This is a genomic window from Streptomyces sp. NPDC058665, from assembly GCF_042714995.1.
Lineage (GTDB): Bacteria > Actinomycetota > Actinomycetes > Streptomycetales > Streptomycetaceae > Streptomyces.
Genome location: NZ_JBHXRX010000005.1, coordinates 72,749 through 87,555, shown reverse-complemented (window position 1 = coordinate 87,555; position 14,807 = coordinate 72,749). Strand labels below are relative to the sequence as shown.

The 14,807-nt window shown below is 69.1% G+C and carries 14 protein-coding genes; all 14 read left to right on the top strand.

The features are described from left to right. The first annotated feature begins 268 nt into the window (after window positions 1–268). Window positions 269–2,356, top strand: a complete 2,088-nt coding sequence (gene rho, locus ACFWV8_RS04510) for a transcription termination factor Rho (protein WP_384197907.1) — start codon at window positions 269–271, stop codon at window positions 2,354–2,356. Window positions 2,357–2,551: 195 nt separating this feature from the next. Next, window positions 2,552–4,240 (top strand): trypsin-like serine protease, encoded by a 1,689-nt coding sequence (locus ACFWV8_RS04505; protein ID WP_384197905.1) that lies wholly within the window; start codon window positions 2,552–2,554, stop codon window positions 4,238–4,240. Window positions 4,241–4,363: 123 nt separating this feature from the next. Beyond that, window positions 4,364–5,467 carry an LCP family protein gene (locus tag ACFWV8_RS04500; RefSeq protein WP_384197904.1) on the top strand — a complete coding sequence of 368 codons (1,104 nt, stop codon included), beginning with the start codon at window positions 4,364–4,366 and terminating at the stop codon, window positions 5,465–5,467. Between the two features lie 203 nt (window positions 5,468–5,670). Beyond that, window positions 5,671–5,898 carry a 50S ribosomal protein L31 gene (rpmE, locus tag ACFWV8_RS04495; protein WP_189105450.1) on the top strand — a complete coding sequence of 76 codons (228 nt, stop codon included), beginning with the start codon at window positions 5,671–5,673 and terminating at the stop codon, window positions 5,896–5,898. A gap of 113 nt (window positions 5,899–6,011) precedes the next feature. Beyond that, window positions 6,012–7,103 carry a peptide chain release factor 1 gene (gene prfA, locus ACFWV8_RS04490; protein ID WP_329381544.1) on the top strand — a complete coding sequence of 364 codons (1,092 nt, stop codon included), beginning with the start codon at window positions 6,012–6,014 and terminating at the stop codon, window positions 7,101–7,103. 162 nt (window positions 7,104–7,265) lie between these two features. Then, complete coding sequence (gene prmC / locus ACFWV8_RS04485) at window positions 7,266–8,105, top strand: peptide chain release factor N(5)-glutamine methyltransferase (protein WP_384198070.1); 840 nt, start codon at window positions 7,266–7,268, stop codon at window positions 8,103–8,105. A 167-nt stretch (window positions 8,106–8,272) separates the two neighbouring features. Beyond that, complete coding sequence (locus ACFWV8_RS04480) at window positions 8,273–8,920, top strand: L-threonylcarbamoyladenylate synthase (RefSeq protein ID WP_384197901.1); 648 nt, start codon at window positions 8,273–8,275, stop codon at window positions 8,918–8,920. Then, complete coding sequence (locus tag ACFWV8_RS04475; protein WP_329381540.1) at window positions 8,917–9,558, top strand: protein-tyrosine-phosphatase; 642 nt, start codon at window positions 8,917–8,919, stop codon at window positions 9,556–9,558. Before ACFWV8_RS04480 ends, ACFWV8_RS04475 begins: the two co-directional genes overlap by 4 nt. A 209-nt stretch (window positions 9,559–9,767) precedes the next feature. Continuing rightward, window positions 9,768–11,207, top strand: a complete 1,440-nt coding sequence (locus tag ACFWV8_RS04470; protein WP_384197899.1) for an MraY family glycosyltransferase — start codon at window positions 9,768–9,770, stop codon at window positions 11,205–11,207. Between the two features lie 265 nt (window positions 11,208–11,472). Next, complete coding sequence (locus ACFWV8_RS04465; protein WP_384197897.1) at window positions 11,473–11,886, top strand: hypothetical protein; 414 nt, start codon at window positions 11,473–11,475, stop codon at window positions 11,884–11,886. 216 nt (window positions 11,887–12,102) lie between these two features. Next, on the top strand, window positions 12,103–12,939 hold the full coding sequence (atpB, locus tag ACFWV8_RS04460; RefSeq protein WP_384198068.1) for a F0F1 ATP synthase subunit A: 837 nt from the start codon (window positions 12,103–12,105) through the stop codon (window positions 12,937–12,939). A gap of 72 nt (window positions 12,940–13,011) precedes the next feature. Continuing rightward, window positions 13,012–13,242, top strand: coding sequence for an ATP synthase F0 subunit C (gene atpE / locus ACFWV8_RS04455; protein ID WP_242571200.1), 231 nt, complete (start codon window positions 13,012–13,014; stop codon window positions 13,240–13,242). 42 nt (window positions 13,243–13,284) lie between these two features. After that, on the top strand, window positions 13,285–13,842 hold the full coding sequence (locus ACFWV8_RS04450) for a F0F1 ATP synthase subunit B (protein WP_384197895.1): 558 nt from the start codon (window positions 13,285–13,287) through the stop codon (window positions 13,840–13,842). After that, complete coding sequence (locus tag ACFWV8_RS04445) at window positions 13,839–14,660, top strand: F0F1 ATP synthase subunit delta (RefSeq protein WP_384197893.1); 822 nt, start codon at window positions 13,839–13,841, stop codon at window positions 14,658–14,660. The genes ACFWV8_RS04450 and ACFWV8_RS04445 overlap by 4 nt, the downstream gene beginning before the upstream one ends. Window positions 14,661–14,807: the final 147 nt, after the last annotated feature.

Below are 14,807 nucleotides of genomic sequence, written 5' to 3'. Positions count from 1 at the left end.
GGGAGCCTCCCCAACTGCCTGAGCAGCCTGCCTGAGCAGTTCTGAGCACGCCCCGGAACCGGCACGACACCCCTCGCTATGTCCAGGAGTGGGCCGAGCAGGGGGACCTCGGGCCGGACCCATTGCACGTACGCAAGTCTTCCGCCGTACCCGGCGGGACCATCGCCCCGGCTGCGGCCGGTGATCGACACGATCACAACCCGCGGTCGGACAGCACAACCGGTCGCCGAGCCAGAAGGCCGACGTCCGCTCCAGGGAAGGACCCTTCGTGAGCGACACCACCGATCTGATGGGCGTGACTGCCGACAACAGCGTCGACACGACCGCGCCCGCCGAAGGTGCTGCCACTGGCACCACCTCACGGCGCCGCCGCTCCGGCACCGGCCTCGACGGCATGGTCCTGGCCGAGTTGCAGCAGGTCGCGTCCGGCCTCGGCATCAGGGGCACCGCGCGGATGCGCAAGAGCCAGTTGATCGAGGTCATCAAGGAGGCGCAGGGCGGCGGTTCGTCCGCCCCGAAGAGCGCCGAGACCGCCGGCGGCGACGCCGAGGCGAAGCCCAAGCGGCGCGCCACCTCCAAGGCCCGTACGGGCGACGCGGCCCCGGCCGCCGACGCCCCCGCGGGCAAGGCGGCCGACACGGCCGCCGCCCCGGCCCCGGCCGAGAAGGCCGAGAAGGCCGACGCGCAGATCGACATCCCGGGCCAGCCGGCCAGCGACGACCAGCCCGCGGGCGAGCGCCGTCGGCGCCGGGCCACCGCGCAGGCGGGCAGCCCGGACACCAAGACCGAGAGCCGCGCCGAGTCGGGCACCGACACCGTCGTGGACGAGCGCCCGGACGCCAGGGCCGAGGCCGCCGTCTCCGCCTCCGCCCAGTCCGACGCCGACGGACGCCGCGGCGACCGCCAGGAGCGCGGTCAGCGGGGCGAGCGCGGGGACAGGGACCGCGGGGAGCGCGGTGACCGGCAGAGCCGCCAGCGTGAGCGCCGTGGCAAGGGCGACGACCAGCAGGGCGGTGGCGGCCAGCAGACCGGCGGCCAGCGCCAGCAGCGCCAGGGCCAGGGCGGCGGTCAGAACCAGGGCAACGGGCCGCAGGACGACTTCGACGACGAGGCGGGCGGCCGGCGCGGCCGGCGCGGCCGGTACCGCGACAGGCGCGGGCGCCGTGGCCGCGAGGAGTTCGGTGGCGGCGGCGAGCCGCAGGTCGCCGACGACGACGTGCTGATCCCCGTCGCGGGCATCCTCGACATCCTCGACAACTACGCGTTCATCCGGACCTCCGGCTATCTGCCGGGCCCGAACGACGTGTACGTGTCACTCGCCCAGGTCCGTAAGAACGGCCTGCGCAAGGGCGACCACGTCACCGGCGCGGTGCGCCAGCCCAAGGACGGCGAGCGCCGCGAGAAGTTCAACGCGCTGGTGCGGCTGGACTCGGCGAACGGCATGGCGGCCGAATCGGGCCGCGGGCGGCCGGAGTTCCAGAAGCTCACCCCGCTCTACCCGCAGGACCGCCTCCGGCTGGAGACCGACCCGGGTGTGCTGACGACGCGGATCATCGACCTCGTCGCACCGATCGGCAAGGGCCAGCGCGGTCTGATCGTGGCCCCGCCGAAGACCGGCAAGACCATGATCCTCCAGGCCATCGCCAACGCGATCACGGTCAACAGCCCCGAGTGCCACCTGATGGTCGTCCTCGTCGACGAGCGTCCGGAAGAGGTCACCGACATGCAGCGGTCGGTGAAGGGCGAGGTCATCTCCTCGACCTTCGACCGCCCCGCCGAGGACCACACCACCGTCGCCGAGCTGGCCATCGAGCGCGCCAAGCGCCTCGTGGAGCTGGGTCACGACGTGGTCGTCCTGCTGGACTCCATCACCCGCCTGGGCCGCGCGTACAACCTCGCGGCCCCGGCCTCCGGACGCATCCTGTCCGGTGGTGTCGACTCGACCGCGCTCTACCCGCCGAAGCGCTTCTTCGGCGCGGCGCGCAACATCGAGGACGGCGGCTCGCTGACCATCCTGGCCACCGCGCTCGTCGAGACCGGCTCGCGCATGGACGAGGTGATCTTCGAGGAGTTCAAGGGCACCGGCAACATGGAGCTCAAGCTCGACAGGAAACTCTCGGACAAGCGCATCTTCCCGGCGGTGGACGTCGACGCGTCCTCCACCCGTAAGGAAGAGATCCTGCTCGGCAGCGACGAGCTGGCCGTGGTCTGGAAGCTGCGCCGGGTGCTGCACGCACTCGACCAGCAGCAGGCCATCGAGTTGCTGCTGGACAAAATGAAGAAGACGAAGTCGAACGCGGAGTTCCTGCTTCAGATTCAGAAGACGACTCCGTCGCCCGGAAACGGCAACGACTGACAGGTCGTTTCGGGAAAACCCGTCCCGATTGTTCAACTTCCGCCTGGATCCGCCCCGTTACTCCGGTGACGGGGCGGATTTCTGCCTGTAATATCCGACGAGCCGTTCCATCCCCCCACACGGCGCCAAACCAATTCCCTTGATTAGCGGGAGATTTGCGTGCGTGTGTCGCGTCAGGGCCGACCGGCCCGGAAAATGCGAAGACTGATTGCCGCCGGTGCGGCGACCCTTACCATGCTCGCCGGCGGACTGGTGGCCACCGCCCAGGCCGCGGACGGCAGCGGTGAGAAGTTCCTGCCGCCCAAGGGCGCCGAGGTCGTCAGTTCCAACGAAGCCTCACCCCGCATCATCGGCGGCACGAACACCTCGATCAGCAGCGCCCCCTGGATGGTGCAGGTGCTTTTCGAGTACGACAACGACGGACTCTTCTACTTCACCTGCGGTGGCACGCTCGTCGCGCCCAACAAGGTTCTCACGGCGGCGCACTGCGTCACCGACGAGAACGGCAAAGCGCTCGACATGGTCGGCCACGGCATCATTCTGGCCAACACCGCCAAGCTCGCCGGCGGCCCCAATGACGAAGGCACCGGGGTCACCATCAAGAAGTCCTACTTCGCGGGCTCGTACAACGCGGCCGAGATCGACAACGACTTCGCGCTGCTCACGCTCTCCAAGCCGCTGACGGGCACCCCGGCGCAGCCCGCGTCGTACGGTGACACCGCCCGGTACGCGCCGGGCACCACCGCCACCACCTACGGCTGGGGCATGACCGGCTCGGACCCGGACTTCGACAGTCTGGCCGACACCCTCCAGCGGGTGACGCAGCCGCTGCGCTCGGACGCGGAGTGCACCGAGAACCTCGACACCGCGCTCGGTACGCCGGGCGCCTTCAAGCCCGGCCACATGATCTGCGCGGGCGCCGGCGGCACGGGCGACAACAGCACGGGCAAGGCGACCTGCCCCGGTGACTCGGGCAGTCCGATGATGGTGAACGGCCGGATCATCGGCATCACCTCGTGGGGCGTCGCCACCCAGTCCGAGCTGTGCAACCTGGGCGGCCTGTACGACGTGTACACCAAGGTCTCGACGTATATGCCGGCCATCCAGCCGCGGGTCGACGACACCAACTTCAGCCGTGACCACCGGGCGGACCCGTGGGCCCGCACGACCTCGGACGGCAAGGCGTACACGTTCAGCTCCACCGGGGAGAAGCTGGCCGCCCGCAAGGCGTTCACCGGCACGTTCAGCGCGTACAACCTGGTCGTCCAGACCGACCTGAACAGGGACGGTTACGAGGACCTCGTCGCCCGGGGCAACTCCGGCGACGTGTACTGGCTGCACCGCTCGGCGAGCAGCGCCACCTACGTCAAGACGAAGATCTTCTCCGGCTGGAAGACGTTCCGGGCGATCGTCACCCCCGGCGATGTCAACGGTGACGGCAAGCCCGATCTGGTCGCGGTCGCCTCCACCGGGCAGCTCCGGCTCTACCCGGGCCAGGGCAACGGCAAGTTCAGTGCCTCCACCGCGGTCGGCACCGGCTACCAGGCCTACAACCAGGTACGCGGCCACGGCGACCTGACCAACGACGGCAAGCCCGACCTGCTGGTCCGCCGCGGCGGCACCAACGCGCTCTTCCTGGTCAAGGGCACCGGCAAGTCCACCGCCCCGTTCGAGGCTCCGGTCCAGGTCCGCGCCGACTGGTCCCTCTACAACCTCATCGTCACCCCGGGTGATGTGAACGGTGACGGCAAGGCCGACGTCCTCGTCCGTACGACCGGCGGCACCCTGTCGCTGCTCAAGGGCACGGGCAAGACCACGTCCGAGATCTTCGCCACACCGGTGAGCCTCGGCACTGGCTGGAACAGCTACTACTCCATCGCCTGAAACCCCAGGTGAGGACCTGACCGGTCACTCACCGCAGCCGCTCGACCCTGTGGCCCCCGCTCCGGCGGGGGCCACAGCTTGTTGTGCGACGCTGCCAGCTGCCCGACGAGAGCTGAGGACCGGATGAGTGACCAGAGCAGAGGCGGACGAATACGGGCGACCGGATCGCGCCGCAAGAAGCCCGGCGCGGGCCGCCGCGCCCTGACGCTGGCCGCCTGGGCCGCCGCCGCCCTGGTCCTCGTCGGCGGATCCGCTCTCGGATACGTGTACGTCAAGCTCAACGGCAACATCCAGGGCGTCGACATCAACGCCAGCCTCGGCACCGACCGCCCCGTGGACACCGACAACGGCTCGATGGACATCCTCGTGCTCGGCTCCGACTCGCGCTCCGGCGCCAACTCCTCGTACGGCCAGGACCAGGGCGGAGCCCGCTCGGACACCGCGATGATCGTGCACGTCGACGAGGGCCACCGGACGGCGAGCGTGGTCTCCGTACCGCGCGACACGATCGTCGAACGCCCCGACTGCGAGAACGGCCGGGGCGGCACAGCGGCCGGGGAGCGGCGCGCCATGTTCAACACGGCGTACGAGGTCGGCGGCCCCGCCTGCGCGGTGAAGACCGTCGAGAAGATGTCCGGCATCCGCATGGACCACTACATCGAGGTCGACTTCACCGGCTTCAAGCGGCTCATCGACGAGCTCGGCGGGGTGCGGATCACCACCACCGAGGCCATCGACGACTCCAAGAGCGGGCTGAAGCTCGGACCCGGCACCCACACCCTCGACGGCGAACAGTCCCTCGGCCTCGTCAGGACCCGCAAGAGCGTCGGCGACGGCAGCGACCTGGGCCGCATCCAGCTCCAGCAGGCCTTCATCAAGGCGCTGATCACCCAGGTCAAGGAGATCGGTCTGCTCAGCAGTCCGAAGAAGCTGTACGACATCGGCGACACCGCGACCCGCGCGATCACCCCCGACTCCGAGCTGGACTCGGTCAAGGAGCTCGCGTCGTTCGCCGGCGGCCTCAAGAGCCTCGGATCCGAGGACGTCAACATGATCACGCTCCCCGTCCGGTACGACCCGGCGGACCCGAACCGCGTCGTACCGCTGGAGAAGGCGTCCGAGCAGGTATGGACCGCGCTGCGGGCGGACCGGCCGATACCCGCATCGGCGACGAGGGAATCCGCGGGCGACAAGGGCGACGCGTCCGACGTGGTCACGGGCGGATGACGGTGCGTACGGGCCCGCCGGCGGACGACCGTACCGGCCCGCCGGCGGGCGCCGCCCCGGCGGAATAGATCCGGGACCACCCCGGTTTTGGAGATACGGCCGGTCCTGGCAGACTGGTCCGTCGGCCCCGGTTCACGTACGAGCATCCGCGCGTGCGACCCGGAGCCTCCTCGCCCCGCGAGGGACGTTCCCTAGGAGACACCTTGAAGCGCGACATCCACCCCACGTACGTCGAGACCCAGGTCAGCTGTACCTGCGGTGCGTCGTTCACCACTCGCAGCACGATCGAATCGGGCACCGTCCGTGCCGAGATCTGCTCCGAGTGCCACCCGTTCTACACGGGCAAGCAGAAGATCCTCGACACCGGTGGCCGTGTGGCCCGCTTCGAGGCCCGCTTCGGCAAGGCTGCCGCCGGCTCCGCCAACAAGTAGCGAGCCAACTGCGCCGGTTCTCGGCGCCCCTGCCCTGGGGCGTCGGGACCGGCGCTTTGCCGTCCCGCAGCACCTTCGCGCAGCACTCACGTACGCACCCCAGGAGCCCCCGAATGTTCGAGGCGGTCGAGGAACTGGTCGGCGAGCACGCCGACCTGGAGAAGAAGCTCGCCGACCCGTCGGTCCACACGGACCAGGCGCACGCCCGCAAGCTCAACAAGCGGTACGCCGAACTGACCCCGATCATCGGGACGTACGGCGCCTGGAAGCGGACCGGCGACGACATCGAGACGGCCCGTGAGTTCGCGGCGGACCCCACGGACGCGTCGGCCGGCGAATTCGCCGCCGAGGTCAAGGTGCTGGAGAAGCAGCGCGACGAACTGACCGAGAAACTCCGCCTCCTGCTCGTCCCGCGCGACCCCAGCGACGACAAGGACGTCATCCTGGAGATCAAGGCGGGCGCGGGCGGCGACGAGTCGGCGCTGTTCGCCGGGGACCTCCTGCGGATGTATCTGCGGTACGCCGAGCGCGTGGGCTGGAAGACCGAGATCATCGACGCCACCGAGTCCGAGCTGGGCGGCTACAAGGACGTCCAGGTCGCGGTGAAGACCAAGGGCGGCAACGGGGCCACCGAGCCGGGACAGGGCGTCTGGGCGCGGCTGAAGTACGAGGGCGGGGTGCACCGTGTGCAGCGGGTGCCGTCCACGGAGTCGCAGGGCCGGATCCACACCTCGGCGGCGGGTGTCCTCGTGACGCCGGAGGCGGAGGAGGTCGACGTGGAGATCCACGCCAACGACCTGCGTATCGACGTCTACCGCTCGTCGGGCCCCGGCGGTCAGTCCGTCAACACGACGGACTCCGCCGTCCGGATCACGCATCTGCCCACCGGAGTCGTCGCTTCCTGCCAGAACGAGAAGAGCCAGCTCCAGAACAAGGAGCAGGCCATGCGTATCCTGCGCTCGCGGCTGCTCGCCGCGGCACAGGAGGAGGCGGAGAAGAACGCGGCGGACGTCCGGCGCAGCCAGGTGCGTACCGTCGACCGGTCCGAGAAGATCCGTACGTACAACTTCCCGGAAAACCGGATCTCGGACCACCGGGTCGGCTTCAAGGCGTACAACTTGGACCAAGTGCTCGACGGTGAGCTGGCGGCAGTGATCCAGGCCTGCGTCGACGCCGACTCGGCGGCGAAGCTCGCGGCCGCCTGAGCCGTCCCTCACGCCACGTCACCGCCGATCACGTCACACCGATCACGTCCGTACCGATCACGTCCCCTCCCCGTCTACGTCTCAGGAGGAACCAGCGTGCAGCCACCTTCTGGGGGACCCAGCGACCCTCAGCGGCTCCGCCGCGGAACCGCCCCCCGCAGTCTGCTGCTTGCCGAGGTGGCCCAGGCCACCCAGCGGCTGGCGGACGCGGGCGTGCCGTCCCCGCGGTTCGACGCCGAGGAACTCGCCGCGTTCGTGCACGGCGTCAAGCGCGGAGAGCTGCACAGCGTCGTGGACGAGGAGTTCGACGCCCGCTACTGGGAGACCGTCGCGCGCCGCGAGGCCCGTGAGCCGCTCCAGCACATCACCGGGCGGGTCTTCTTCCGGTATCTGGAACTCCAGGTCGGGCCAGGGGTGTTCGTGCCCCGGCCGGAGACCGAGTCCGTCGTCGGCTGGGCCATAGACGCGGTCCGCGCGATGGACGTCGTCGAGCCGCTGATCGTCGATCTCTGCTCGGGATCCGGCGCGATCGCGCTCGCCATGGCGCAGGAGGTGCCGCGCTCGCGTGTGCACGCCGTGGAGCTGTCCGATGACGCCCTCACCTGGACGCGGAAGAACGCCGAGGGGTCCAGGGTCACCGTGCACCGCGGAGACGCTCTGACGGCCCTCCCGGACTTCGACGGCCAGGTCGATCTGGTCATCTCCAACCCGCCGTACATCCCGCTCACCGAGTGGGAGTACGTCGCGCCCGAGGCACGCGACCACGACCCGGAGATGGCGCTCTTCTCCGGCGAGGACGGCCTCGACACGATCCGGGGGATCGAACGCACCGCCCACCGGCTGCTGCGGCCCGGCGGCCTCGTGGTCGTGGAGCACGCGGACACCCAGGGCGGGCAGGTCCCGTGGATCTTCAACGAGGAGGCCGGCTGGGCGGACGCGGCCGACCACCCGGACCTGAACAACCGCCCCCGCTTCGCGACGGCCCGCAAGGCCCTGCCGTGACCACCGGAACGCATGCGAGTGAGCTGAAGGGGCGCGCGCCTGTCGAAAGGGAGAGCGCGCAGAGGCCCCGAGGTACGAGGGGGCGAGCACGGTCGACTGTCGACAGGTGCACAGAGCGCCCCGGAAGTGAACCGAGCACTCAAAAGACACAGAAAGAGGGCTGTTAGATGGCACGGCGATACGACTGCAACGACGCGACCGACCGTACGACCGGTCTGCGTGAAGCCGCGTCCGCCGTCCGTCGCGGCGAGCTCGTCGTCCTGCCCACCGACACCGTCTACGGGCTCGGCGCCGACGCCTTCAGCGGCGAGGCCGTCGCCGACCTCCTCGACGCCAAGGGCCGCGGCCGCAACATGCCCACGCCCGTGCTCATCGGCTCCCCGAACACCCTGCACGGCCTGGTCACGGACTTCTCCGAGCAGGCGTGGGAGCTCGTCGACGCGTTCTGGCCCGGCGCCCTCACGCTCGTCGCCAAGCACCAGCCCTCGCTCCAGTGGGACCTCGGCGACACCCGTGGCACCGTCGCGATCCGGATGCCGCTGCACCCCGTCGCGATCGAGCTGCTGACCGAGGTCGGCCCGATGGCGGTCTCCAGCGCGAACCTGACCGGACACCCCGCGCCGGAGGACTGTGACGCGGCGCAGGAGATGCTCGCGGACGCCGTGTCGGTCTATCTGGACGGCGGGAGGACCCCCGGCATCGTGCCGTCGTCGATCGTCGACGTGACCGGCAAGGTCCCGCTGCTGCTGCGCGCGGGCGCCGTCGACGCCGAGGACCTCCGCAAGGTCGTACCCGACCTTGAGGTGGCCAATTGACCGCCCCTGAGGGGCGTGGCATAGCGGGACTCCCCGACACCTTCCGCATCCTCCACGTCAGCACCGGCAACGTGTGCCGCTCGCCCATCACCGAGCGGCTGAATCGGCATGCCCTGAGCGACCGCCTCGGCGAGCGCCTCACGGGCGGGCTCATCGTGGAGAGCGCGGGCACCTGGGGACACGAGGGGGCCTCGATGGAGGCCAACGCGGAGGCCGTCCTCGCGGACTTCGGCGCGGACCCGTCCGGCTTCGTCGGGCGTGAGCTGCTGGACGAGCACGTGATCCGCGCGGACCTGGTGCTCACGGCGACACGTGACCACCGGGCGCAGGTCATCTCGATGGGGCACTCGGCGGGGCTGCGGACCTTCACGCTGAAGGAGTTCACGCGTCTCGTACGGGCGATAGACCCGGCGACGCTGCCCGACCCCCTCGACGAGGGCGTGGTCGAGCGGGCCCGTGCGCTGGTGCGTGCCGCCGCGGCTCTGCGCGGGTGGCTCCTGGCCCCGAACGCGGAGGCGGACGAGGTCTACGACCCGTACGGGGCCCCCATCACCTTCTTCCGCTCCATCGGCGACGAGATCCACCAGGCTCTCGATCCGGTGGTGACGGCACTCACGGGCGTGCCGACCCCGCACTGATTCCGCACTGATCCCGTGCCGCTCGCGCACCGTTGAACAGGGGCGACGTACCGTGAGAAATTCGGCGGGCGATATGGTGAGACGAATTTGTGCAACCGACGAGCCGCCGTGTATGTCCTTCCTCATGTGGCTACACGCATTCCAACGGTCCTTCTGTCGCGGGTTAGTGTGTGTGCCTCGGATGGCCGGCGATTCCTGTGGGGCAGCCTGTGCGTGATTATCTGCTGACGCTCTGCGTGACGGCCGCGGTGACTTATCTGCTGACCGGTCCGGTGCGGAAGTTCGCCATCGCGATCGGCGCGATGCCCGCGATCCGCGCGCGCGACGTGCACCGCGAACCGACACCGCGTCTCGGCGGAATCGCCATGTTCTTCGGCCTGTGCGCCGGACTGCTGGTCGCCAGCAACCTGGAGAATCTCAGCGGGGTCTTCGAGCGGTCGAACGAGCCGCGCGCGCTGCTCTCCGGAGCCGCGCTGATCTGGCTGATCGGCGTCCTGGACGACAAGTTCGAGATCGACGCCCTCATCAAGCTCGGCGGCCAGATGATCGCCGCCGGCGTGATGGTGATGCAGGGTCTGACGATCCTGTGGATCCCGGTGCCGGGTGTCGGGACCGTCGCGCTGACGTCCTGGCAGGGCACGCTCCTCACCGTCGCCCTCGTCGTGATCACGATCAACGCGGTCAACTTCGTCGACGGACTCGACGGTCTGGCCTCCGGCATGGTCTGCATCGCGGCGGCGGCGTTCTTCCTGTACGCGTACCGGATCTGGTACGGGTACGGCATCGAGGCCGCGGCCCCCGCCACTCTCTTCGCCGCGATCCTGATGGGCATGGGCATCGGCTTCCTGCCGCACAACATGCATCCGGCCCGGATCTTCATGGGTGACTCGGGTTCGATGCTGATCGGTCTGGTGCTCGCGACGGGCGCCATCTCCGTGACGGGCCAGGTCGATCCGGACGCCCTGAAGATCTACGCGGACGGCTCGACCCGCGAGGCGACCCACGCCGCGCTGCCGGTCTTCATCCCGCTGCTGCTGCCGCTGACGATCATCGCGATCCCGGTCGCCGACCTCGTCCTCGCGATCGTGCGCCGCACCTGGAACGGCCAGTCGCCGTTCGCCGCCGACCGCGGTCATCTCCACCACCGGCTGCTGGAGATCGGGCACTCGCACAGCAGGGCCGTACTGATCATGTACTTCTGGTCGGCGCTGATCGCCTTCGGCGTGGTCCTGTACTCGGTCCACTCCTCGTCCACCATGTCGACGATGTGGATCGTGCTGGCGGTCGTCGCGCTGAGCGCCCTGGGGCTGCTGCTCCTGCTGCTGCCCCGCTTCACCCCGCGCGCACCGCGCTGGGCGGAGGCCGTCGTGCCGCCCCGCTATCGGCGCCGTAAGCCGATCGCCCAGGGGGAGTTGGCGGAGGCCGGGGAAGCCGCGGAGGACGCCGCCGAGGAGTCCGGGCCACGGGAGGGCCGGCCAGCCGCCGGATCACAGGTGCCTCACGATTCCCGGCCCACGGGCGACGTACCGCCGGCCGACGGGGTCCCTGCGGGCGAGCCCGCTCCGGTCCCGGCGGGCGTCAACGGGGCGACAGCGATCGGGCCGCGATCTCGGTTCTCCGACCGGCGCAGGGCGGATTCGGCGTACTGAGAATTACGTCAACGGGCCTCATTACCAGACAAGACGGCGTGTTGCCCGACTCACACGGGCAGATTCGCCCTCATGTGTGACGGTGAGCACACCTTCATGGTAAAGACCTCATCAAATAGTTTGTGATACCGTTCACGAGACCCGGCGCCAGAGCCGAAGGACCGTAGTGCGACGGTCCGTTGGCCCGAGAATCCAACTCTCGGACCGGGCCTACGCTCGTCCATGACGACACCATCTGCCCCACCCAGCAAGCGGAGCTGCCGCCATGCCATCGAACGACGTCCGGACCCTCCTCCAGGCCGCCGTACCCACCGCCGCCGTCGGCGTTGTCGCCACGGTGGTCAGCGGTGTGGTCGCGGGCGGGAAGGGGGCGCTGGGCGCCGGCGTGGCCACGGTGGTGGTGACCGTCTTCATGGGTATCGGTCTCATCGTGCTCCAGCGCACGGCCAGGACGCTGCCTCATCTCTTCCAGGGGATGGGCCTGCTGCTCTATACGACCCAAGTGCTGGCGCTCTTCGTCTTCATGGCCGCCTTCAAGGACACCACCCTGTTCAACCCCAGGGCGTTCGCGCTGACGCTGGTGATCGCGACGCTCGCCTGGATCGCGGCCCAGGCCCGTGCCCATATGAAGGCGAAGATCCTTTACATCGAGCCGGAGAAGACGGGTACGTCGGCGTGAGAGGTAGGGGCGGGATAAGCGCGAGTTCGAGATCCTGCTATCGTCCGGTTCCAACTGCGGCATCGAGGGCGCGGGCTCCCCAGCTGACGCCTGCTCTTACGACGCGAGGCTCGGAGCAGCCCGGTCGCGGTTCCCACATCCGAAACACCAGTCCAGTGCCGAACCGCGGCTTCCCGCCGCGCCGACACAACGAGGTTGCCGTACCTATGCGCCATGTTGAAGGAGCCCGCGGTGAGTGCTGACCCGACGCAGGTGCTCGCCTTCGAGACCGACTGCCACATCTTCGACGGCTGTGGCTTCCCGGCCCCCGGCCTGCATTCGTTCCTGTTCAAGCCGCTGTTCGGCGACGGGGACAGCAACTTGTACTTCAACAAGACGATGCTGCTGGCGCTGCTCGGCTCGATCATCATCGTCGCCTTCTTCTGGGCGGCTTTCCGTAACCCGAAGGTTGTCCCGGGCAAGCTCCAGCTGGTCGCCGAGGCGGGCTACGACTTCATCCGGCGCGGAATCGTCTACGAGACGATGGGCAAGCGGGAGGGCGAGAAGTACGTCCCCCTCGTCGTCTCGATCTTCTTCTTCGTCTGGATGATGAACCTCTGGTCGATCATTCCGGTCGCCCAGTTCCCCGTCACGTCGATCATCGCCTACCCGATCGTCCTCGCACTCATCGTCTATGTGCTCTGGGTCTCGCTGACCTTCAAGCGGCACGGCTTCGTGGGTGCGTTCAAGAACTTCACCGGCTACGACAAGTCGCTCGGCCCGGTGCTTCCGCTGGCCATGGTGATCGAGTTCTTCTCGAACCTGCTGGTCCGCCCGTTCACGCACGCGGTGCGACTCTTCGCGAACATGTTCGCGGGCCACACCCTGCTGCTGCTCTTCACCATCGCGAGCTGGTATCTGCTCAACGGGATCGGGATCGCCTACGCCGGTGTCTCGTTCGTGATGGTGCTCGTGATGACGGCCTTCGAGCTGTTCATCCAGGCCCTTCAGGCGTACGTCTTCGTGCTGCTCACCTGCACCTACATCCAGGGCGCGCTCGCCGAGCACCACTGAGTCCCCGCCCCCAGCCCTCAGTCGTCCGGTGGCCAACCCCCATCGGTCCGTGAAAGAGAAGGAAGAACTGGCATGTCCCAGAACCTTGCCGCCGTCTCCGGTTCGCTCGGCTCCATCGGCTACGGTCTTGCGGCCATCGGTCCCGGCGTCGGCGTCGGCATCATCTTCGGTAACGGCACCCAGGCCCTCGCCCGTCAGCCCGAGGCCGCCGGTCTGATCCGCGCCAACCAGATCCTCGGTTTCGCCTTCTGTGAGGCGCTCGCCCTTATCGGTCTGGTCATGCCGTTCGTCTATGGCGTGTGATCTTCTCGATCCGATCAGCACCACTAGACGAAAGGCACTGATGTGAACCCTCTGTTGGTTCAGCTCGCGGCCGAGGAGGAGCAGAATCCTCTCATTCCGCCGATTCCCGAGCTCGTCATCGGCCTGCTCGCCTTTGTCATCGTCTTCGGCTTCCTTGCCAAGAAGCTCCTCCCGAGCATCAACAAGGTTCTGGACGAGCGCCGTGAGGCCATCGAAGGCGGCATGGAGAAGGCGGAAGCCGCCAAGACCGAGGCGCAGAGCGTCCTGGAGCAGTACAAGGCCCAGCTCGCCGAGGCGCGTCACGAGGCGGCCCGGCTCCGTCAGGAGGCCACCGAGCAGGGTGCCGCCATCATCCAGGAGATGAAGGCGGAGGGGCAGCGGCAGCGCGAGGAGATCGTCGCCGCGGGCCACACCCAGATCGAGGCCGACCGCAAGGCCGCCGCCTCGGCGCTGCGCCGTGACGTCGGCAAGCTCGCCACGGACCTCGCCGGCAAGCTCGTCGGTGAGTCCCTTGAGGACAGCGCCCGGCAGAGCCGCACCATCGACCGCTTCCTCGACGAACTTGAGGACGGCGCGTCGGCGGCGGAGGCGGCCCGATGACTGCGCACGGGGCGAGCCGCGCGGCGCTGGCCGCCGCACGCGAGCGTCTCGACGCGCTGACCGACAGCACGTCGGTCGACGCGTCGAAGCTCGCCGAAGAGCTCACCGCCGTCACCGCGCTGCTCCACCGCGAGGTGTCGCTGCGCCGGGTCCTGACCGACCCCGCGCGGTCCGGTGAGTCCAAGGCGGAACTGGTCGGCGGACTCCTCCGCGGACAGGTCGGCGGCGAGAGCACCGACCTGGTCACCGGCATGGTGCGGGCCCGCTGGTCGCAGCCCCGTGACCTGGTCGACTCGCTGGAGGAGCTGGCGGCCGTCGCCGAGCTCACCGCCGCGCAGCGGGCCGGCGGGCTCGACGAGGTGGAGGACGAGCTGTTCCGGTTCGGCCGGATCATCGAGTCCAGCACCGCGCTGCGGGCCGCGCTGACCGACCAGGCGGCGACGGTACCGGCGAAGACGGGGCTGCTGACCACGCTGCTCGGCGGCCGGGCCAACCCGAGCACCGAGCGTCTGGTCGCGCGCCTCGTCACCCAGCCCCGTGGACGTAGCCTGGAAGCGGGTCTTCAGACACTGTCCCGGCTCGCCGCGGCGCGCCGGGACCGGATGGTGGCGGTCGTCACGACGGCGGTGCCCCTCACCGACGGCCAGAAGCAGCGCCTCGGCGCGGCCCTGGCCAGGCTGTACGGTCACCCGATGCATCTGAACCTCGACGTGGACCCCGAGGTCCTCGGCGGAGTCTCGGTCCGCGTCGGTGAAGAGGTCGTCAACGGCACGGTCGCCGAGCGTCTCGAAGAGGCGGAACGGCGGCTCGCCGGCTGAGGGCCGACGGCCGGTACTCGATACCCGATTACAGATACATACCGAGACCAAGAACTGCGGCCCGGTTGGGCCGTGCAGAAATTGCAGAAGATTTCTGGGGGTAGCCCCCAGACCCCCATAGAACTTCGGGCCCAACAAGGAGAGCAG

What these genes read in the sequence shown, in the direction of transcription:
- ACFWV8_RS04505 (WP_384197905.1), top strand. Translation starts at nt 2,552, where the DNA reads ATGCGAAGACTGATTGCCGCCGGTGCGGCGACCCTTACCATGCTCGCC.
- ACFWV8_RS04500 (WP_384197904.1), top strand. Translation starts at nt 4,364, where the DNA reads ATGAGTGACCAGAGCAGAGGCGGACGAATACGGGCGACCGGATCGCGC.
- prfA (WP_329381544.1), top strand. Translation starts at nt 6,012, where the DNA reads ATGTTCGAGGCGGTCGAGGAACTGGTCGGCGAGCACGCCGACCTGGAG.
- ACFWV8_RS04480 (WP_384197901.1), top strand. Translation starts at nt 8,273, where the DNA reads ATGGCACGGCGATACGACTGCAACGACGCGACCGACCGTACGACCGGT.
- ACFWV8_RS04465 (WP_384197897.1), top strand. Translation starts at nt 11,473, where the DNA reads ATGCCATCGAACGACGTCCGGACCCTCCTCCAGGCCGCCGTACCCACC.
- atpE (WP_242571200.1), top strand. Translation starts at nt 13,012, where the DNA reads ATGTCCCAGAACCTTGCCGCCGTCTCCGGTTCGCTCGGCTCCATCGGC.
- ACFWV8_RS04445 (WP_384197893.1), top strand. Translation starts at nt 13,839, where the DNA reads ATGACTGCGCACGGGGCGAGCCGCGCGGCGCTGGCCGCCGCACGCGAG.